The organism is Polymorphospora sp. A560, assembly GCF_045781765.1.
Lineage (GTDB): Bacteria > Actinomycetota > Actinomycetes > Mycobacteriales > Micromonosporaceae > Polymorphospora > Polymorphospora lycopeni.
In genome coordinates, this window is the sequence record NZ_CP122282.1 from 2,962,688 (window position 1) to 2,983,132 (window position 20,445).

Genomic DNA, 20,445 nt, shown 5'->3' on the forward strand with positions numbered 1-20,445 from the left:
CCCGACGCGGTATTCGCGGGCCGGCCCACCGCGGCGGGGTGCGCCGTGGCGGGCCGGGCCGGGTGCAGCGGGTCGGTCATCGGCCGCCGACCGCCGCGAGCAGGTTGCCCTCGCGGATCTTGAGCTGGGGGCGGCCCTGGGCCATCCGGGCCTCGGCCTGCTCGGCGGCGAACGCCGGGGCGTGCGCGATGGCGGCGGAGTACGTCGCGGCGGTGCGGTGTGCGATCGACGACCAGCCGTACCGGTCGTGGACCATGGTGCGGGCCTCCCGGGCGAGCCGGCGGGCCCGGTCGCCGTCGGAGAGCAGGGAGCTGACCGCGTCGGCGAGGCCTTGCGGGTCCTTCGGGGCGAAGGTCATGCCGTTGACGCCGGGTTCGATGATCTCGGCGAGCCCGCCGGTGGCGGCGACGGCCAGCGGTACGCCGGCGGCGGCGCCCTCCAGCGCGACCATGCCGAACGGCTCGTAGATGCTGGGCACCGCGAAGCAGTCCGAGGCGGCCATCATCGCCGGCAGTTCGACCCCGCCGAGGAAGCCGGGGAAGCTGACCGTCTCACGCAGTCCGAGGCGGTCGATGTCGTTCTCCAGTTCCTGCCGGTACGGCCCGTCGCCGGCGATGACGACGCGCAGGCCCGGGTGCTGTTCCTTCAGCTTGGGCAGGCCGGCGATCAGGTGCTGGACGCCCTTCTCGTAGACCAGCCGGCCGGCGAAGGTGACCAGCGGGCCGTCGCCGGCGAAGCGCTGCCGGGCGGCGGCGACGGCGCTGGCCGGTACCTGCCAGCGGTGCGTCTCGACCCCGTTGGGTACGACGTCGACCCGGCCGGCCGGTACGTCGAACAGGCCGGTGACCTCGTCGCGCATGTAGCCGGAGCAGACGATGACCCGGTCGGACTCCTGCGACAGCCACCACTCCATGGAGTGGATCGACCGGTTCATCTCCTCGGGCAGCCAGCCCTGGTGCCGGCCGGCCTCGGTGGCGTGGATGGTGGTGACCAGCGGCAGGTCGAGGTGCTCGGACAGCGAGACGGCGGTGTGCGCGACCAGCCAGTCGTGGGCGTGGATGACGTCGTACTCGCCGGACTGCGCGGCCCGCAGCGCGGCCCGGGTCAGGGTGTGGTTGAACGCCATGGTCCAGGCCAGCAGGTGGGAGGTGGCCAGCGGGAACGTCACCGGGTCCTCGGGGGCGCGGACGATGCGGACCCCTTCGGCGTACTCCTCCAGCGGCGCGCCCTCGGCGTGCCGGGTGACGACGGTGACCTCGTGGCCGGCGGCGGCCAGGGCGACGGAGAGCGCGTGTACGTGACGACCCAGCCCGCCGACGAGTACCGGTGGGTACTCCCAGGACAGCATCAGGATGCGGCGGCGGCTGTCGGGGGCCATCCCGCCGGCGGTCGGCAGACCGGTGGCGGGGGCGGCGTGGTGCGTGCGGGAGGTGAGGTTCGGACGGCAGGGGCCGTCCGTCGTGACCGGGGCGTTGTCGGCGCCGACCCGCAGGGTCGTCACATCGATCTCCATCCATGAATTGGCGCGTGTTTCGCCGGCACCACTGACGGCGCGAGCAGGTTGAGGTGTGGCCGAACGGCCTGGTGGGTTGGAAAAGGGTGGCCGAAAGGCCGGGTGGGTCCGGCGCCGCCGCGGTGCGTCGCTCGTTCCCGCTACAAGGAAACGGCACGCCACCGCGAATCGCATCCTGAAACGCCCGGATGGTGACCGATGACACCCGATCGATTGTCATGGTGCAAGCGTGGGCCTGTCGCAATCGGTCGAACGGCTGGATTGAGGCTACCGTCGACTGGGCATTAGTCCTGCCGCACGCCGGTGGCCCGCGTCACCGGCGTGCTTGGCGACCCCGCGTAAACGAGGAGCACCATGCAGGTCTGGCCGGGTCAGCGGTATCCGTTGGGCGCCACGTACGACGGCACCGGAACCAACTTCGCGATCTTCTCCGAGGTCGCCGAGTCGGTCGAGCTGTGCCTGTTCGACGAGTGGGGGCTGGGCAACGAGCGCCGGGTGAAGCTGCACGAGGTCGACGCCTACGTCTGGCACGGCTACCTGCCCGGCGTCCAGCCCGGACAACGCTACGGCTACCGCGTCCACGGCCCGTACGACCCGGCGCGGGGACTGCGGTGCAACCCGAACAAGCTGCTGGTCGACCCGTACGCCAAGGCGGTCGACGGTGACGTCCACTGGCACCCGGCGGTCTACGGCTACGAGCTGGACGACCCCGGCCGGATGTCGCAGGCCGACTCGGCGCCGTACGTGCCGAAGTCCGTCGTGGTGAACCCGTACTTCGACTGGGCCAACGACCGGCTGCCGAGGATCCCGTACCACCGTTCGGTGATCTACGAGGCGCACGTGCGCGGGCTGACCATGCGCCACCCCGCCATCCCGCCGGAGCTGCGCGGCACGTACGCCGGCATCGCGCACCCCGACATGATCAAGCACCTCACCCGTCTCGGCGTCACCGCGATCGAGCTGATGCCGGTGCACCAGTTCGTCCACGACCACCGGCTGGTCGACATGGGGATGCGCAACTACTGGGGCTACAACACGCTCAGCTTCTTCGCCCCGTACCACGGCTATTCCGCCCTGGGGAACCTCGGCCAGCAGGTCCAGGAGTTCCGTGGCATGGTCCGGGCCCTGCACGCCGCCGGCATCGAGGTCATCCTCGACGTGGTCTACAACCACACCGCCGAGGGCAACCACCTCGGCCCGACGCTCGGCTTCAAGGGTGTCGACAACCGCAGCTACTACCGGCTGTCCGAGGAGTCCCCGGAGCACTACGTCGACTACACCGGCACCGGCAACAGCCTCAACGTACGCAGCCCGCACTCGCTGCAACTGATCATGGATTCGCTGCGGTACTGGGTGCAGGAGATGCACGTCGACGGGTTCCGGTTCGACCTGGCCGCCACCCTCGCCCGCGAGTTCTACGACGTCGACCGGCTCTCGACGTTCTTCGAGGTCATCCAGCAGGACCCGGTGATCAGCCAGGTCAAGCTGATCGCCGAACCGTGGGACATCGGCCCCGGCGGCTACCAGGTCGGCAACTTCCCGCCGGTGTGGACCGAGTGGAACGGCAAGTACCGCGACACCGTACGCGACTTCTGGCGCGGCGAACCGAACACCCTCGCGGAGTTCGCCTCCCGGATCTCCGGCTCCGCCGACCTCTACCAGGACGACGGCCGCCGACCGGTCGCCAGCATCAACTTCGTCACCTGCCACGACGGGTTCACCCTGGCCGACCTGGTGTCCTACAACGACAAGCACAACCAGGCCAACGGCGAGGACAACCGCGACGGCGAGAGCCACAACCGGTCCTGGAACTGCGGGGTCGAGGGACCCACCGACGACCCCGACGTGCTGGCGCTACGGGCCCGGCAGCGGCGCAACTTCCTGGCCACCCTCATGCTGTCGCAGGGCGTGCCGATGATCGGGCACGGCGACGAACTCGGCCGCACCCAGCACGGCAACAACAACGCCTACTGCCAGGACAGCGAACTGGCCTGGATCGACTGGGACAACGTCGACGAGCAGTTGATGGCCTTCACCCGCGAGCTGACCGCCTTCCGGGCCCGGCACCAGGTCTTCCGCCGCCGCCGCTTCTTCACCGGGCTGCCGGTCAGGACCCGCACCGCCGGGGCACCGCTGCCCGACCTGGCCTGGTTCACCCCCGGCGGGCGGGAGATGACCGGCGAGGACTGGGGCAACGACTTCGGCCGTGCCGTCATGCTCTTCGTCAACGGTGAGGGGATCAAGGAACGCGGCCCGTACGGCCAGCGCCACGTCGACAGCTCGTTCCTGCTGCTGTTCAACGCCCACGACCAACCGCTGGACTTCGTCGTACCCGGCCACGACCACGGCCAGAAGTGGGAACGGGTGATCACCACCGCGGAGCCCGGACCGGACGAACCGAAGGTGGTCGAGGCCGGCGGGACGGTCGTCGTACCCGACCGCTGCCTCGTCGTGCTCGACCGGACCATCTGAGATGCCCGCCGCCGCATCTCCGCCCGCCGACGGCCTCGGCCCCGCCGGCCGCACCGCGCCGACGGCCACCTACCGGGTGCAGGTGCGGCCCGGCTTCGACCTCGGCGCGACCGCCGCCCTCGCCGACTACCTCGCCGACCTCGGGGTCAGCCACCTCTACACCTCGCCGCTGCTGACCGCCGCCCCCGGCTCCGCGCACTGCTACGACGTCGTCGACCACCGGCGGGTCGGCCCGGAGATCGGCGGCGAGGCCGGCCGCCGGCAGCTCGCCGCCGCCCTGCGCGACCACGGCCTGCGGCTGCTGGTCGACATCGTGCCCAACCACGCCGGCGTCGCCGTACCGGCGGCCAACCCGGCCTGGTGGGACGTGCTGCGCGCCGGCCGCGAATCGCCGTACGCCACCTGGTTCGACATCGACTGGTCCCGCGGCCGGCTGCTCCTGCCGGTGCTGGCCGACCAGCCCGACGCCCTCGACGACCTCAAGATCGTCGACGGTGAGCTGCGCTACCACGAACACCGCTTCCCGATCGCCGACGGCACCGGCCCGGACGGTGCCCCGGACACCCCCGGCACCGCCCGCCGGGTCCACGACCGGCAGCACTACGAGCTGGTCTCCTGGCGGCGCGGCGACGCCGAACTGACGTACCGACGGTTCTTCGCCGTCTCCGAACTGGCCGGCCTGCGCGTCGAGGACCCCGCCGTCTTCGCCGCCACCCACGCCGAGATCCTGCGCTGGGTCGCCGCCGGCGACGTCGACGGGATCCGGGTCGACCACCCCGACGGGCTGCGCGACCCGGCCGGCTACCTCGCCCGGCTGCGCGCCGCCGCCCCGCACGCCTGGCTGCTGATCGAGAAGATCCTCGAACCCGGCGAGGAACTGCCGGCCTGGCCGGTCGACGGCACCACCGGCTACGACGCGCTCGCCGAGGTGACCGACCTCTTCGTCGACCCGGCCGGCGAGGCCGCCTTCACCACCCTGGACACCCGGCTCACCGGGCGGGCCACGTCCTGGCCCGAACTGACCCACGCCGGCCGGCTCGCCGCCGCCACCGAACTGCTTGCCACCGAACTGCGCCGGCTCGCCCGGCTCGCCCCCGACCTGCCCGACGCCGGGCCGGCGCTCGCCGAACTCGCCGCCAACTACCCCGTCTACCGGTCGTACCCGCCGGACGGGCTGCGACATCTCGCCACCGCCCGCGCCGAGGCCGGCCGGCGCCGGCCCGACCTCGCCGCCACCCTCGACACGCTGACCGCCCGGCTGCGCGACCCCGGCGACGAACTCGCCGCCCGGTTCCCGCAGTTTTCCGGCGCCGTCATGGCCAAGGGCGTCGAGGACACCGCCTACTACCGGTGGACCCGGTTCGTCGCCCTCAACGAGGTCGGCGGCGACCCGGCCCGCTTCGGCCGCCCCGTCGCCGACTTCCACACCGCCGCCGCCCGCCGCCAGGAACGGTTCCCGCTCGGCATGACGACGCTCTCCACCCACGACACCAAACGTGGCGAGGACGTCCGGGCCCGGCTCGCCGTACTCGCCGAGATGCCCGGGACCTGGGCCGCCGCCGTCGACCGGTGGACGGCCGCCGCACCGCTGCCCGACCCGGCCTTCGCCCACCTGCTGTGGCAGACCGTCGCCGGCGCCTGGCCGATCGAACGCGAACGGCTCCACGCGTACGCCGAGAAGGCGGCCCGCGAGGCGGCCACCTCGACGAACTGGACCAGCCCCGACGTCGACTTCGAACGGACCCTGCACGCCGTCGTCGACCGGATCTACGACGACCCGGCGCTGCGCGCCGACGTGACCGACCTGGTCGACACGATCACCCCCGCCGGCTGGTCGAACGCGCTGGGGCAGAAACTCGTGCAGCTCACGATGCCCGGCGTACCCGACGTCTACCAGGGCACCGAGCTGTGGCAGAACAGCCTCGTCGACCCCGACAACCGGCGCCCGGTCGACTTCGCGGCCCGCCGCGACCTGCTCGCCCGCGTCGACGCCGGCCGGCAGCCCGACGTCGACGCCACCGGCGCGGCGAAACTGCTGGTCGTGGCCCGGACCCTGCGGCTGCGCCGGGACCGGCCCGACCTGTTCACCGGATACCGGCCGGTGGCCGCCGACGGGCCGGCGGCCGACCACGTCGTCGCGTACGACCGGGGCGGCGCGGTCGCCGTCGCCACCCGGCTGCCGCTCGGCCTGACCCGCCTCGGCGGATGGGATCACACATTCCTTCCCTCATCACGGTCCGTTGTCGATACGTTCACAGGACGGGTCTACAGTGAGTCCCGGATAGCCGTTGCCGAACTGCTCGACCGGTATCCCGTCGCCCTGCTCACGCCCGCCGAAACCCCTGCTCGTCCACTGGTGAGGCCATGACTGAATTCTGTGTTTGGGCGCCGGCGGCATCCCGGGTGCGCCTGCGGATCATCGGAGAGCCCGACCGCGACCTCACCGCCGGTGACGGTGGCTGGTGGACGCTCGACGTACCCGACGCCGGACCCGGCACCGACTACGTCTACCTGCTCGACGACGACGAGCAGGCCCTGCCCGACCCCCGTTCGGCCTGGCAACCGGCCGGCGTGCACGGGCCGAGCCGGGTCTACGACCACGCCACCCACCGCTGGGGCGACCAGGGCTGGACCGGCCGCCAACTGCCCGGCAGCGTCCTCTACGAGCTGCACATCGGCACGTTCACCCCGGAGGGCACCTTCGACTCGGCGATCGAACGCCTCGACCACCTCGTCGAACTCGGCGTCGACCTGGTCGAGTTGCTGCCGGTCAACGCCTTCAACGGCGACCACAACTGGGGCTACGACGGCGTCTGCTGGTTCGCCCCGCACCAGATGTACGGCGGCCCGGACGGGCTCAAACGCTTCGTCGACGCCTGCCACCGGCGGGGCCTGGGGGTGGTCCTCGACGTCGTCTACAACCATTTCGGGCCCTCCGGGGCGTACGCGCCGATGTTCGGGCCGTACCTGGCCGAGACCGGCGGCAACACCTGGGGACGCACGATCAACCTCGACGGCCCGCACTCCGGCGAGGTACGCCGCTACATCATCGACAGCGTGCTGATGTGGCTGCGCGACTACCACGTCGACGGGCTGCGCCTCGACGCCGTGCACGCGCTCCGCGACCACGGCGCCGTGCACCTGCTCGAGGAACTCGCCGTCGAGGTCGAGGCGCTGTCGACGCACGTCGGCCGGCCGTTGTCGCTGATCGCCGAGTCCGACCTCAACGACCCCAAGCTGATCACCCCGCGCGAGGCCGGCGGCCACGGCCTGCACGCCCAGTGGAACGACGACGCCCACCACGCCCTGCACAGCCTGCTCACCGGCGAGCGGCAGGGCTACTACGGCGACTTCGGCTCGCTGCAGTGCCTGTCCGACGTGCTCACCGGCGCCTTCTTCCACGCCGGCACCTGGTCCAGCTTCCGGGGCCGGGTGCACGGCCGGCCGGTCGACCGCACCCGCACCGCCGGCCACCGGTTCGTCGCCTACCTCCAGAACCACGACCAGATCGGCAACCGGGCCACCGGCGACCGGATCTCGGCCACCCTGTCGCCGCACCTGCTGCGGGTCGGCGCGACGCTGCTGATGACCGCCCCGTTCACCCCGATGCTGTTCATGGGGGAGGAGTGGGGGGCCACCACGCCGTGGCAGTTCTTCACCAGCCACCCGGAGCCGGAACTGGCCGCCGCGGTCGCCGACGGCCGGCGCCGCGAGTTCGCCGCGCACGGCTGGCCCGAGGGTGACGTGCCCGACCCGCAGGACCCGGGCACGTTCGCCCGGTCCCGGCTCGACTGGGCCGAACTCGACAAGCCCGAGCACCGCGAAACGTACGACTTCCACCGGCGGCTGATCGCGTTGCGCAAGAGCCGGCCGGATCTCACCGATCCCCGGCTGGACCGGGTCGAGGTGCGCCACGGCGACCAGTTCGTCGTCGTACGGCGCGGCCGTACCGTGGTCGCCGCGAACCTGGCGCCGCGGGCGCAGCGGATCACCCTGCCCGGCCTGGTGCGGTCGGTGCTGCTGGCCAGCCGCGGCGGGGTCACGGTGATGCGGGACGTGGTCGAGCTTCCGCCGGAGTCGGCGGTGGTCGTCGCCGCCTCCTGAACCGCCGCCGGTTCCGGGCGTCCGGGCCGGGGCCGGCCCCGCCGGTCAGCCGCCCGCCGGGCCGGTGGCCTCCACCGCCTCGGCGACGACCGGGCCGGCCGCGACCGGGGCCGCCGCGACCGGGGCGACGATGATCGCCGGCCCGGTGGCAGTGCCCGGTTCGGCGTGCCCGGCGACGCCGGCCGGAACCGGAGCGGGTGGCGCCGGTGCCGGGGCGGGGCGGGACAGCAGGACGACGCCGTGCGCGGCCAGCGCCGCCGCGGCCAGTGCCACCAGCGCACCGGCGAAGCCGGCGACCGACCCCTCGCCGAGCATCGTCACGCCGATCACCGCCGAGGCGACCGGGTTGGAGAGCGTGACCACGGCCAGGGGAGCGCCGAGCCCCGACCCGCGGTAGGCGACCTGCGACAGCAGCAGCCCCGCGGTCGCCATGGCGGCCAGCGCCACCGACAGCGGCGACAGCAGACCGGCCGTCCCGTCCTCGGCGAACCGCCGGGTGACGGTCTGGGTCAGCGCGGACGCGACCGCGAACGACACCCCGGACGCGGTCGCGTACAGCACCGCGCGCAGCGCCGGCCGGGCGCCGCGGGCCAGCAGGCACAGCGTGACGACCGCCGCCGTCGCGACCGCCACCACGGTCCACGCCCCGCCGGTGCCGAGCGACTCGCCGCCGCTCGCCGGCGCGATCAGGAGCAGCAGGACGACCAGGCCGGCCACCGTCGCCAGCGCGCCCTGCCAGTGCACGGCCGCGACCCGCCGCCCGACCAGGAACGCGCCGATCGGCAGCGCCAGGACCAGGGTGAGTACGCCCAGGGGCTGTACCACCGACAGCGGGCCGTAGGCGAGGGCGCCGACGTGCAGCAGGCCACCCGCGCCGTTGAGCGCCACCGAGTACCACCAGCCGCGCCGGGTCATCAGCCGCAGCAGCGGCGCCGGGCCGGCCGCCAGCCGCTGCTGGAGCACCGCGCCCAGCGCGTACGCGCCCGCCGACGCCACCGCCAGCGCGACCGAGATCAACAGGGCGCCCGCGGGCAGGTCACCGGCGGGCAGCGGGGCGGCGGCCAGCAGGCCGCCGGGTGTCGGAAGGTCGCCGGTGTTCACGGGCGGGTGACCTGGAGGCGGATCATGAACACATGATGCTCGCCGGGCGGGCCGTCCGCGTCCACCACCCGGTGGCAGTCGGCGTACGCCGGCTGTCGTACGTCGTACCGTCGTCTCCTACCTCAGGGTGACCGGGCTCTCGCCGGGGTGCGGCCGGTGCCGGCCGCCGCGCGCCGGCCGCCTAGGATTCCGGCTCGACGACTTCGGGAGGAACCATGCGCCGTACGGCGTTGACGCTGTTCGTGGTCGCGGCGATCGCGGAGGCGATCTCCTGGCTGGCCCTGCTCGCCGGCATGGCGGCCAAGTACGGCCCGCCGCAGAACGAGATCGGGGTGCAGATCTTCGGCCCGATCCACGGCGGGCTGTTCATGGTCTACGTCGCCCTGGTGCTGGTGGTGTCGCGGCTGAACCGGTGGAGTTGGCCGGCGACGCTCGTGGCGCTGGCCTGCGCGGTGCCGCCGTTCGCCACGCTGGTGTTCGAGCGGTGGGCGCAGCGGCGTGGGATGCTGCGCGCCGGGCGTGAGCCCGAACCCGCCCCGGCACCGGCCGGCTGAGCGGCCGGTTGCGACGCCGCCGGCTCCGGCCGCGTGGCTGTCAGCGGGTGAGGGTGCAGGCGGCCACCGCGCCGACCAGCATCAGCCCGAGGATGGCCTGCAGCACCAGCGCCGGCCCCAGGTGCGACCAGACGGTCGGGATCCGCGGGGTCAGCAGTTGGCCGGTGGTCAGGTTGACGATCCGTTCCACCCGCGGCGGCAGGTCGCCGTCCTTCTGCCGGCGTACGGTCACCTGGATGTGGTCGGCCGGTTCCAGGGCGCTCTGCGGCAGGTGGCCGTGGATCTCGACCTCGTGCAGGACGCCGTCGCCGTCGCGCATCCGCAGCGGCGTGACCAGGAACTCCGGTCCCTTACGCAGCTGCTTCCAGCGCCGCCGGGTGCCGGCGCGGCCGGTGCCGGCCTGGAGCACCGACTTGACCAGCAGCGCCGCCATCTGGGCGACGCCGGCGGCGGCGAGGACCGCCATCAGCACGGGCTGGCCGACCTTGATCTCGCGGGCGTAGCCGGGGTTGAGCCGGCTGACCCGGCCGGTGACGATCCGGGCGCGGGGATGCACCACACGTTCGGGAAAGAGTTCCCTGTCCATCCCGCCCCCCCCAAGCATCGGTCGGCCGCTTCGCCGGTCGGCGACCACCCGTCGGACCGCCGCCGTCACCAGCTATCGCTAGCACCCAGCGTCCGCGATCCCTTACGGATTGTATCGATCGGTGTGGGTGAATGGAATGAATGAATTCCGCTCATGTTCCGGTGACAGGCCGTCCGGCGCGGGTATGCCGCTCCCAGACGGAGAGGGGTTGACCATGGACCTGTCGTTCCTGCAGCCGATCTACGCCCGCCCCGGGCCGTGGGCCTCGGTCTACCTGGACGCCTCCCGTAACACCGAGGACGGCGCGATCAGCTTCGAACTGCGCTGGCGGGGCCAGCGTGAGCAGCTCGAGGCCGCCGGAGCCCCGGCCCACACCGTCCGCGCCCTCGAACGCGCCGTACTCGGACACTCGCCCCGTACCGGCACGTACGGCATCGCCGCGTTCGCCGCCGACGGCGAGGTCGCCCTCCTGCAGTACCTGCCCGCCCCGCCCCGCGTCGACCTGGCCGCGTACGCCCCGCTGCCGCACGCCATGCCCGCCGTCGCCGGCCGCGGCGAGGAGGTCGCCTGGCTGCGCGTCGTCGCCGACCGCACCGGCGCCAGCGTCGACGGCGTACACAGCGGCTCCCTCGCCCGGCGCGCCCAGATCCGGGGCAGCGAGAGCTACCCCATCCGGCGGGTCAAGCCCGGCGGCTGGGCCCAGTCCCGCTTCCAGCGCGAGGCGGTCACCGTCTGGAAGCGCAACGCCGGGGACAGCGCCGCCGCGACGGCCGAACTCGCCGGAACCGTCGGCGCCGAGGTCGTCGTCGTCGGCGGCGACCCGCAGGCCCGCCGGATGCTGGTCGACCAGCTCCCGGCCTACTGGCGCAGCCGGGTCGTGGAGACCGACATCGGCTCCCGGGCCCCCGGCGGCGATCGCGGCCACCTCGACGACATCACCATCCAGGCCGTCGCCGACATCGCCGAGCGGCACACCACCGACGCCCTCGACCGGTACGGCGTACAGCAGGAGGCCGCCACCGGCCTGACCGCCGTCGTCGACGCCCTCCAGCGGGCCCAGGTCGACACGCTCCTGCTGGTCGACGACCCGTCCTCGACCGCCCGGCTCTGGATCGGCCCCGAACCGACCCAGATCGCCACCGACGCCAACCGGCTGCGGCAGATGGCCGTCGCCGACCCCGTCCAGGTACGCGCCGACGCCGCCCTGGTCCGTGCCCTCGCCGGCACCGACGCCGACCTGGTGCTCGTCGACCCCGACGAGGCACCCCTCGACGACGGCCTCGGCGCCGTCCTGCGCTACGTCGACGCCAGCACCTCCACGGTCCACCAGCGGCCGTGACGACCCGCCCCGGCCGGCCCACCCACCCGGTCGGCCGGGCCCGCCCACCACCCGCGTCGCCCCGCGAATGCCGGAACGTGCCGAACCGGACCCGGAACGTTTGAAGTCCGGTCCGACGGGAAGCCGCGCCGCGACAGGAGCGCGAGGAGAGGCGGGCACCCGGTGCGGGAGATGCAGGACTGGCTGGTCACCGGCGGCCCACCGGAACCGGAACGGGTGATGGCGCCCGACAGCACCAGCCGGGTGCTGCTGGCCGCCACGTCCCGGGCACTACGCGGCCGGGACTGCGCCGACCTGGCGTACCTGCCGCTGCTGACCCGCTTCCGGGGCGCCCCCGAACCGGTGCGCCGGGCCGCGGTCGCCCGCGCCGGCACCCGCGCCGCCCTGGCCCCGCCACAGGTCGCCGAGGTCGACGTCGAGGCGGTTGCCCGCTGGATCGTCGACCACTACCCGCGCCGCGACTACCCCGGCGTCGTCATCGGCTCACCCCACGGGGCGGCCGTACACCTCGCGACCGCGCTCGGCGTGCCATGGCTGCCCGCCGGGTTCGAGATCTCCGTACAGTGGCCCGGCGGCGCCGTCGACGACCCCGCCCGCGCGCTGGCCCACGGCTCCCGGGTCGCCCCCGGCCTGCTCGCCGCCAACCCCGCGGCCATCGCCGTACGGCAGGTGCACGACCCCGCCGGCCGTGGCGTGCTCGCCGGCGCCACCCTCACCCTCTTCGTACGGTGGTCGCGGCTGCCGGACGCCTACCGCGGCTTCCTGCGCGACCGGCTCGCCCCGGCCACCCCGGTCCTGCTGCTGCGCGACGCCCGGACCTGGCCGGTACTCGACGCCGGCGGCGGGCACACCTTCCAGGTCGGCGCCCCCGGCAGCGGCCTCGACGCCGCCGAGCTGCGCTGCCACAGCGACCTGTTCGACCGGGTGCTGCGCTCCGTCGGAGGCGACGGGGCACGCTGGGACCCGCCCGCCGCGTCCTGCCCCGACGCGTACGCCGAACACGGCATCGACCCCGGCCTGGAGACCAGCCTGCGCGACTGGCTGGCCGGCGCCGGCCGCCCCCTGCACCGGGTGCTGTTCACCCGCCCCGACGCGCTCAGCGCGGCCACCGCCGACGTCTACCGCCTGTGGTTGCGCGCCGCCGGCAAGAGCGGCGACCGCGCCGTCGTCGAATGCGGGCGGCAGCTCGACCCGTGGCAGGTGGTCCGGGCCGGCCTGGTGCCGTACTGGTGCGAGAACGCCACCCGGCGCAGCGTCGCCGGCGCCGAACTGTGGCTCGCCGGCAGCTCGGCGTTCAGTTCGGTCGACGTACTGCCCGACCCGCCCGGCATGGCGTCACCGGTGCTCGCCGGACTGCCGCAGTGGCGGGCCGCCGCCTCGTTCGGCCGCCGCCGGGGCGCCGTCGACCGGCTCGCCGCCCGTGGCTACCCCACCTCGGCCGTACCGACCCGGCACGCCACCGAGGTGCTCCGCAACCAGCCGTACGACCTGCCGGCGCCCCAGCGCCTGCGGATCGTGGACGCGCTGACCGGCCTGCGGGACAGCGGTACGCAACAGGGCCTCCTCATATGCTGACTTGTCGCCGCTTGAGGTGGTTCCTGGGGGATTTTCTGACTGGCGAAACTTATCTTGGCCCGAATACGACCCCCCGGATCGGGAAGTAGCGTGCTTCATGGGTGGAGCACGGCGGCCACGGGCCGGTGCTCGAACGCTTAACCCGACGCCAATTCGCTACCAGCCCGGCTGTCGCGGTCTGCCGACTGCCAAGGCGGATCCACGCTGGGCGGGCAACCTTTCCAGGGGGCGCGAATGTTCGGAACCACCGCCACGACCGGCACCGTCAAGAGCGGCACCGGCACGGCTCGCACCACCGGCAACGCGGGCACCGGCACCACGACCGCACCGCCACCGAACGAACGGGTACTCGAAGACCTCGACAGCGCCGCACTCGCGTACGCGGCCCGCATCGCCGGCCTGCCGCCCAGCGGACGCCAGGCCGCCCGCGACGACCTGGTGCGCTTCGCGCTCCCGTTCGCCGGCCGCCTCGCCCGCCGCTACCGCGGCCGCGGCGAACCACTGGAGGACCTCGAACAGGTCGCCCGACTCGGCCTCGTCAACGCCGTCGACCGGTACGACCCCGAACGCGGCTCGTTCACCGCCTACGCCGCCATCACCATCGTCGGCGAGATCAAACGACACTTCCGCGACCGCACCTGGGGCGTGCACGTACCCCGCCGGCTGCGCGACCTCATCCTCGAGGTCGGCCAGACCACGGCCGCCCTCACCAGCGAACTGTCCCGGGCACCGACGATCGCCGAGGTCGCCGGACGGCTCGACACCCCGCAGGAGGAGATCCTCGCCGCCCTCGAGTCCGCGGCCGGGTACAGCCCCGCCTCGCTCAACGCACCCGTCGGCGGGGAAAGCTCCGCCGAGTTCGGCGACCTCGTCGGCGAATGGGACAACGACCTCGAATCCGTCGACGACCGGGTCACCGTCAGCGGGCTGCTGCACCGGCTGCCGTGGCGCGAACGACGCATCCTCGCCATGCGCTTCTACGGCAACCAGACCCAGGCCGAGATCGCCGCCCGGTTCGGCATCTCCCAGATGCACGTCTCCCGGCTGCTGTCACGCGCCCTCACCTGGCTCCGGCAGGCGATGCTCAACGAGGCCCCGCCGCCCTGGCACGCCAGCCCCACCGACACCGACCCGCACGACCTGCGCGTCACCACCCGCCGTACCGGCGACCACGTCGTCGTCGAACTCGGCGGCGAGATCGACCGCGACAACTCGCACCGGCTCCGGCAGACCGTCGTCGAGGCCGTCACCACCGGCCGGCCCGCCGAGGTCGTCGTCGGACTCGGCGACGTGCCGCTGCTCGACGCCACCGGCATAGCGGCACTCTTCGCAGGCCAGGAGGCCGCCCGCAGCACCGGGGTACGGCTACGACTCACCGGCGCCCAGCCGTACGTCCGCCACGCCCTGAACGTCGCCGGCCTGGCCCGCCTGATGGAGTGAGCTTGCTGGCCTCGCTGAGCTTGTTGGTCCTCGCTTCGCTCGGACGGCTCGCTCCGCTTCGCGCCGCCTGAATGCACCGTCTTCACCCTGCGGGCATGACGGCTTCGCCGCATGTCCTCGGGCTCCAGACGGTGCGGCGGCGCTCGGTCGACTCGCAACCTGGGTTGCGGTTCAGGGCTGTCCGTCGCTTGCTTCGCCGAACGTCGCGGGTCCGCGACCGATCGCCCCGGTAGGACCCGCTGGCGCTCACCCTGACCGCCGCAGCGCCGCCCGCAGCCCTGACCGGAACAAAAGGGACAACCGTCACGGCGACCTCTCGCGGGTACTGCCGGGCGTGACGTTGATCTGAGCGGGAGAGACCCTACCCGCGCCGGATAAGGTCCCTCCCGCTCAGATCAACAACGTTCACCGCCCACGATTACGACGAAGTGGACAGTGGCCGCCAGTTGTGCGACGGCGGTCACCACCGAGGACCCCGGACATCTCGACGAAGCAAGCGACGGACAGGGCTGACCGCGACCAGAGTCGCGAGTCGACCGAGCGCCGCCGCACCGTCTGGAGCCCGAGGACATGCGGCGAAGCCGTCATGCCCGCAGGGTGAAGACGGTGCACTCAGGCGGCGCGAAGCGGAGCGAGCCAGCCTCGCCGGAGGCGAGGCCAGCTAACTCAGTCTTCTTCTTCGGAGTGGCGGCCGGTGCGCCAGCGTTCGTTGGCGAGCCGACCACCACGGTCCTCACCGCGCAGGTGTTCGTCGGGCTCGCTGGGTTCGAAGTGTTCGCGGCGTACCTCGTCGGGGTCGGGGACGTTGACGGAGCGGGCGCCGGAGTGCGGGTCGGGGTGCCAGTCGCGGGCGGCGTGGGCGCCGTGGGCGCCTTCGGCACTGGGTGCGATGTCGGCCGGGGTGGGCCGGGCGGGGTGGAGTTCTTCGGTGATGTCCTGCGGCGGTTTGGTGGACCGCTGCGGGAGGTCGCGGCCGAGGTCGGCGACGAGTGGGCCGTACTTGGCGTCGAAGGCGGGGCGTTCGGAGCGGATGCGGGGCATCTTGTCGAAGTTGCGCAGCGGCGGCGGGCAGGTGGTCGCCCATTCCAGCGAGTTGCCGAATCCCCACGGGTCGTAGACGTCGACGGCGCGGCCGAACCGGTACGACTTCCAGACGTTCCAGATGAAGAAGAGGGTGGAGACGCCGAGGACGAAGGAGCCGATGGTGGAGATGGCGTGCCAGGTGGTGAAGCCGTCGGTGGGCAGGTAGTCGGCGTACCGGCGGGGCATGCCGGCGGCGCCGAGCCAGTGCTGGATGAGGAAGGTGATGTGGAAGCCGACGAACATGGTCCAGAAGTGGATTTTCCCGAGCCGCTCGTCGAGCATGCGTCCGGTCATCTTGGGGAACCAGAAGTAGATGCCGCCGAACGCGGCGAAGACGATCGTGCCGAAGAGCACGTAGTGGAAGTGCGCGACGACGAAGTAGCTGTCGGTCACGTGGAAGTCGACCGGCGGGCTGGCCAGCAGCACCCCGGACAGGCCGCCGAGCAGGAAGGTGACCAGGAAGCCGGCGGCGAACAGCATCGGTGTCTCGAAGGTCAGTTGGCCCTTCCACATGGTGCCGATCCAGTTGAAGAACTTGATCCCGGTGGGTACGGCGATGATGAAGGTGGCGCCGGCGAAGAACGGCAGGAGGACCACTCCGGTGGCAAACATGTGGTGTGCCCACACGATCATGGAGTAGGCGAAGATGGCGATGATGGCGAAGACCATGCCCTTGTAGCCGAACAGCGGCTTGCGGGCGAAGACCGGGATGATCTCGCTGATGATGCCGAAGAACGGCAGCGCGACGATGTAGACCTCGGGGTGGCCGAAGAACCAGAACAGGTGCTGGTAGAGCACCGGGCCGGCGTGCGACGGGTCGTACACGTGGGCGCCGAGCTGGCGGTCGGCGAACAGGGCGAGCAGGGTCGCGGCCAGGAACGGGAAGACCACGATCGCCATGAGCGCGGTGATCAGGATGCTCCAGGTGAACAGCGGCATCCGGAACATCGTCATGCCGGGGGCGCGCAGGATGACGATGGTGGTGATGAGGTTGACCGAGCCGAGGATGGTGCCGAGGCCGGAGAGCACCAACCCGATGATCCACATACTGGCGGCGGGACCCGGGCTGTGGGCGGAACTGCTGAGCGGCGGGTACGCGGTCCAGCCGAAGTCCGGGGCACCGCCCGGGGTGAGGAAGCCGCCGACGACGAGCAGCCCGCCGAGCAGGTAGAGCCAGTACGCCAGCGCGTTGAGCCGGGGGAACGCCACGTCCGGGGCACCCACCTGCAGCGGTACGACGTAGTTGCCGAACCCGAACACCAGCGGGGTGGCGAACAGGAACATCATGATCGTGCCGTGCTGGGTGAACATCTGGTTGTACTGCTCGGGGGAGAGGAACTGCATCCCGGGCTGACCCAGTTCGGCGCGCATCAGCAGCGCCATTATGCCGGCGATCAGGAAGAACCCGAACGACGTGATCAGGTAGAGCATCCCGATCTGCTTGGCGTCGGTGGTGCCGAGCAGTTTGGCCAGCGCGGAGCCGCGCGGGCTGCGCCGTACCGGACCGGGGTAGCCGGTGATGCGGCCCGGCGCCACGATGATCGGTGTCCGGCCGCGCTCCTCGGTCGGCGTCCCCTGCCTGGCCATACGCCCTCACCCCGTCCACGACCGCGCGAAAAGTCGGCCGTGCCTACCCCTTCGCGGGACGTCGAAACATCCGGGGTGGAAAAAGGTCAGGCGGGCGCTATCCGCGCTCCCGGGCCGTCGCCGTCGGGCGGCAGGCCGAGCAGTTCGGCGACACCGGTGATCCGCAGCACCCGGTCGACGACGGGTTGCGGGTCGCGTACGGCGAGGGCGGCGCCGCGGGCCAGGGCGGTCGATCGGCCGTCGAGCAGCACGCGTACGCCACTCGAGTCGAGGAACGGCACCTCGGCGAGGTCGACGGTGACCTCGGTGACGCCAGGCCGGGACAGCGCGGTGGTCAGTTCCTGACCGAGCCGCTCCTCGGTCTCGAGGTCGACGTAGCCGCGCACCCGGACGACCACCCTGCCGTCGCCGGCGGACTCGGTCCGTACGTCGAGCGCCATACCACCCCCACCTCCGCTGCCACCACTGCGGCGACAACCGTACCCATTGGCCTCAAAGGCCATGCCAGCAGGCGACCGCCGCCTCCCGACGGAGCGGGAGGCGGCGGGGTCGTCCGGGCCGGCGCGGCCGGTAGCGGTCAGCGGCGGGCCGGTGGCCGCTGACCGGCGCCGCGGCTCGAGATCAGGCCCAGGGCGATCAGCCCGACGCCGAGGCCGAGGTGCAGCCAGTTGTCGGCGGTGTTCAGCGGGATGAAGTTCGCCGGGCTGTCGTAGCTGACGGCGAGCCCGTAGAGCCACAGGATCAGGTAGATCGCACCACCGCCGATCAGGAACGTGCGGGCGGCGGCGGCCGTACGCGACATCGCCAGCCCGGCGACGCCGAAGGCCAGGTGCACGATGTTGTGCAGTACCGAGGTCTGGAAGATGCCCAGCAGCTTCGCCTCGGAGTGGTGCCCGGCGAACTGCAGGGCGTGGTAGTCCGTGGTGATGCCCGGTATGAACCCGAGGATCCCGATAATCAGGAAGATTGTGCCGGCCGTGGCCGCGAACGTACGGGCCAACGGTCGTCCCGTCGTGCTGCGGGCCATCGTGGCCCGGGCAGTCGGGGCACCGCTTCTGCTCACCATGTCGCTTCACCTCCATCGACGTGATCCGGTCACGCGTTCCCGTCCGCCCCGGTCACAAACGACCGTCCGCCGCGATCGCGGACGCGGCGCCGGACGGATCCGGCGGATCGGGGCGAGGTGGCGGGAAGGCGGCACGGGGAACGGGGCGGCGCCGGGAGGCGGATAACGTATCGGCATGACCGAGCGGAGCGGGGCGGGTGCGTGACCGAGCGGGGCGGGGCCACGAAAGGGCTCAGGGTGCGTCGGACGGCCGGCGGGCGCGGTGCCGGCGGCGGCCGGCGGGTCGGGCTGTCGGCCCTGTTGCCGTACCTGCGTGACCACCGCGGCACCCTCGCGGTCGTCGCCGTGCTCTCCCTGGTCGGCGCCGGGGCGTCGCTGGCCCAGCCGCTGCTGACCCGGGCCGTGCTCGACGGCATCGGTGCCGCCCGGCCGGTCGCCGGCGTCGTCGCCCTGCTCGTCGTCCTGCTGGTGGTCGGCGCCGCCCTGTCCGGGCTGCGCGACTACCTGCTGCAACGCACCGCCGAAGGGGTCGTCCTGCACACCCGGCGGCGGCTCGCCGGCCACCTGCTCCGGCTGCCGATCACCGAGTACGACCGGCGCCGCACCGGCGACCTGCTCTCCCGGGTCGGCGCCGACACCACCCTGCTGCGCGCGGTCGTGACCTCGGGCATGTTCGAGCTGGTCACCGGCTCGATCATGGTGGTCGGCGCGACCGTCGCGATGCTGCTGCTCGACCCGCTGCTCTTCGGGGTCACCGCGGTCGGGGTGTCCGCCGGGCTGACCATCGGCCTCGTCTTCGCCCGCCGGATCCGTGGCCTGTCCCGCGAGGCACAGGCCCGGATCGGCGAGATGACCTCCACGATCGAGCGCGCGATCACCGCCGCCCGCACCATCCGGGCCTCCCGCGCCGAGGACCGGGAGACGGCCGGGGTCACCGGCAGCGCCACCGAGGCGTACGACGCGGGCCTGCGGGTGGCCCGGTTGCAGGCCCTGATCGGCCCGGCCAGCACCACCGCCATCCAGGGCTCGTTCCTGCTCGTGCTCGGCGTCGGCGGCGCCCGGGTCGCCAACGGCGCGATCAGCGTCGGCGACCTGGTCGCGTTCATCATGTTCCTGTTCTTCCTGGTCCTGCCGCTCGGGCAGGCCCTGCGCGCCTACACGCAGTTGCAGAGCGGCCTCGGCGCGCTGGAGCGCATCGAGGAGATGTTCGAGCTGCCGGTCGAGGGCGCGACCGACCGGCCCGGCGCCGTCCCGACCGGCACCGCTGCCGCCGCCGCGTCGGCCGGGGCGGCCCTCGAGTTCGACCGGGTCGGATTCGGGTACGCCGGCGGGCCGCCGATCCTGCACGACGTCAGCTTCGCCGTGGCCCCCGGCACCCGTACCGCGCTCGTCGGCCCCTCCGGCGCCGGCAAGTCGACGCTGCTCAGCCTCGTCGAGCGGTTCTACGAGGTGGACAGCGGGACGGTACGGCTGGCCGGCCGCGACATCCGGGACCTGCCCCGCGCCGCGCTGCGCGCCCAACTCGGCTACGTCGAGCAGGAGGCGCCGGTGCTCGCCGGCACGCTGCGCGAGAACCTGCGGCTGACCGCGCCCGAGGCGACCGACGCCCAGATGTACGCCGTACTCGACGAGGTCAACCTGCGCGGTATCGCCGACCGCGCCCCGGAAGGGCTCGACGTCCAGGTCGGCGAGGGCGGCGTGCTGCTGTCCGGCGGCGAGCGGCAACGGCTGGCCATCGCCCGTACCCTGCTCGCCGGCCCGCCGATCCTGCTGCTCGACGAGCCGACCAGCAACCTCGACGCGCGCAACGAGGCGGCGCTGCGCCGGGCGATCGACGCGGTGGCCGTACGCCGGACGCTCCTGATCGTCGCCCACCGGCTGTCGACCGTGGTCGACGCCGACCAGATCGTGGTGCTCGACCACGGCCGGGTCGTCGCCACCGGCACCCACCGCGAACTGACCGAATCCAGCGACCTCTACCGCGAACTGGCCACCCACCAACTCCTCGTTCCCTGATCCACGCCG

At 72.7% G+C, this 20,445-nt stretch carries 14 protein-coding genes; 8 read left to right on the plus strand and 6 right to left on the minus strand.

Annotated elements, in window-relative coordinates:
* Positions 1-76 precede the first annotated feature (76 nt).
* Positions 77-1,501: a glycosyltransferase family 4 protein gene (locus tag QCD66_RS13370; protein ID WP_375733803.1), complete on the minus strand. Its 1,425-nt coding sequence runs from the start codon at positions 1,499-1,501 to the stop codon at positions 77-79.
* A gap of 366 nt (positions 1,502-1,867) precedes the next feature.
* On the opposite strand from QCD66_RS13370, the gene glgX reads away from it, so the two are divergent.
* The 3 genes from glgX to treZ are packed head-to-tail and all read left to right on the plus strand — an operon-like array spanning position 1,868 to position 8,089.
* Positions 1,868-3,985 (plus strand): glycogen debranching protein GlgX, encoded by a 2,118-nt coding sequence (gene glgX, locus QCD66_RS13375; RefSeq protein WP_375733777.1) that lies wholly within the window; start codon positions 1,868-1,870, stop codon positions 3,983-3,985.
* Position 3,986: 1 nt separating this feature from the next.
* Complete coding sequence (treY, locus tag QCD66_RS13380) at positions 3,987-6,353, plus strand: malto-oligosyltrehalose synthase (RefSeq protein ID WP_375733778.1); 2,367 nt, start codon at positions 3,987-3,989, stop codon at positions 6,351-6,353.
* Positions 6,350-8,089: a malto-oligosyltrehalose trehalohydrolase gene (treZ, locus tag QCD66_RS13385; protein WP_364217792.1), complete on the plus strand. Its 1,740-nt coding sequence runs from the start codon at positions 6,350-6,352 to the stop codon at positions 8,087-8,089. Before treY ends, treZ begins: the two co-directional genes overlap by 4 nt.
* Positions 8,090-8,134: 45 nt before the next feature.
* Here the strand turns inward: treZ and QCD66_RS13390 are convergent, their stop codons facing one another.
* Entirely contained in the window at positions 8,135-9,190 is a 1,056-nt protein-coding gene (locus QCD66_RS13390) for a DMT family transporter (RefSeq protein ID WP_407567146.1), read from the minus strand.
* A gap of 215 nt (positions 9,191-9,405) precedes the next feature.
* Between QCD66_RS13390 and QCD66_RS13395 the strand changes: the two genes are divergently transcribed.
* Positions 9,406-9,744 (plus strand): DUF3817 domain-containing protein, encoded by a 339-nt coding sequence (locus QCD66_RS13395; protein WP_375733780.1) that lies wholly within the window; start codon positions 9,406-9,408, stop codon positions 9,742-9,744.
* A gap of 40 nt (positions 9,745-9,784) precedes the next feature.
* On the opposite strand, the gene QCD66_RS13400 is transcribed toward QCD66_RS13395, so the two are convergent.
* The gene (locus QCD66_RS13400) at positions 9,785-10,330 is read right to left on the minus strand and encodes a hypothetical protein (RefSeq protein ID WP_364217798.1); all 546 of its coding nucleotides are present in this window, start codon (positions 10,328-10,330) and stop codon (positions 9,785-9,787) included.
* 214 nt (positions 10,331-10,544) lie between these two features.
* Here QCD66_RS13400 and QCD66_RS13405 point away from each other — a divergent pair, with 214 nt between their 5' ends.
* The 3 genes from QCD66_RS13405 to QCD66_RS13415 all read left to right on the plus strand — a co-directional run bounded on the left by QCD66_RS13405 (position 10,545) and on the right by QCD66_RS13415 (position 14,684).
* A complete protein-coding gene (locus QCD66_RS13405; RefSeq protein ID WP_375733804.1) occupies positions 10,545-11,669 on the plus strand; it encodes a Vms1/Ankzf1 family peptidyl-tRNA hydrolase in 1,125 nt (374 codons plus the stop codon).
* A gap of 162 nt (positions 11,670-11,831) precedes the next feature.
* Positions 11,832-13,244 carry a hypothetical protein gene (locus QCD66_RS13410; protein ID WP_375733781.1) on the plus strand — a complete coding sequence of 471 codons (1,413 nt, stop codon included), beginning with the start codon at positions 11,832-11,834 and terminating at the stop codon, positions 13,242-13,244.
* Between the two features lie 234 nt (positions 13,245-13,478).
* Complete coding sequence (locus QCD66_RS13415) at positions 13,479-14,684, plus strand: SigB/SigF/SigG family RNA polymerase sigma factor (protein ID WP_357535654.1); 1,206 nt, start codon at positions 13,479-13,481, stop codon at positions 14,682-14,684.
* Positions 14,685-15,350: 666 nt separating this feature from the next.
* Here the strand turns inward: QCD66_RS13415 and ctaD are convergent.
* The 3 genes from ctaD to QCD66_RS13430 all read right to left on the minus strand — a co-directional run bounded on the left by ctaD (position 15,351) and on the right by QCD66_RS13430 (position 18,420).
* A complete protein-coding gene (gene ctaD / locus QCD66_RS13420) occupies positions 15,351-17,354 on the minus strand; it encodes a cytochrome c oxidase subunit I (protein ID WP_375733782.1) in 2,004 nt (667 codons plus the stop codon).
* A gap of 86 nt (positions 17,355-17,440) precedes the next feature.
* The gene (locus QCD66_RS13425) at positions 17,441-17,794 is read right to left on the minus strand and encodes an STAS domain-containing protein (RefSeq protein WP_375733783.1); all 354 of its coding nucleotides are present in this window, start codon (positions 17,792-17,794) and stop codon (positions 17,441-17,443) included.
* Positions 17,795-17,931: 137 nt separating this feature from the next.
* Positions 17,932-18,420 (minus strand): DUF4383 domain-containing protein, encoded by a 489-nt coding sequence (locus tag QCD66_RS13430; protein ID WP_375733784.1) that lies wholly within the window; start codon positions 18,418-18,420, stop codon positions 17,932-17,934.
* Between the two features lie 237 nt (positions 18,421-18,657).
* Between QCD66_RS13430 and QCD66_RS13435 the strand changes: the two genes are divergently transcribed.
* On the plus strand, positions 18,658-20,436 hold the full coding sequence (locus tag QCD66_RS13435; RefSeq protein WP_375733785.1) for an ABC transporter ATP-binding protein: 1,779 nt from the start codon (positions 18,658-18,660) through the stop codon (positions 20,434-20,436).
* Positions 20,437-20,445: the final 9 nt, after the last annotated feature.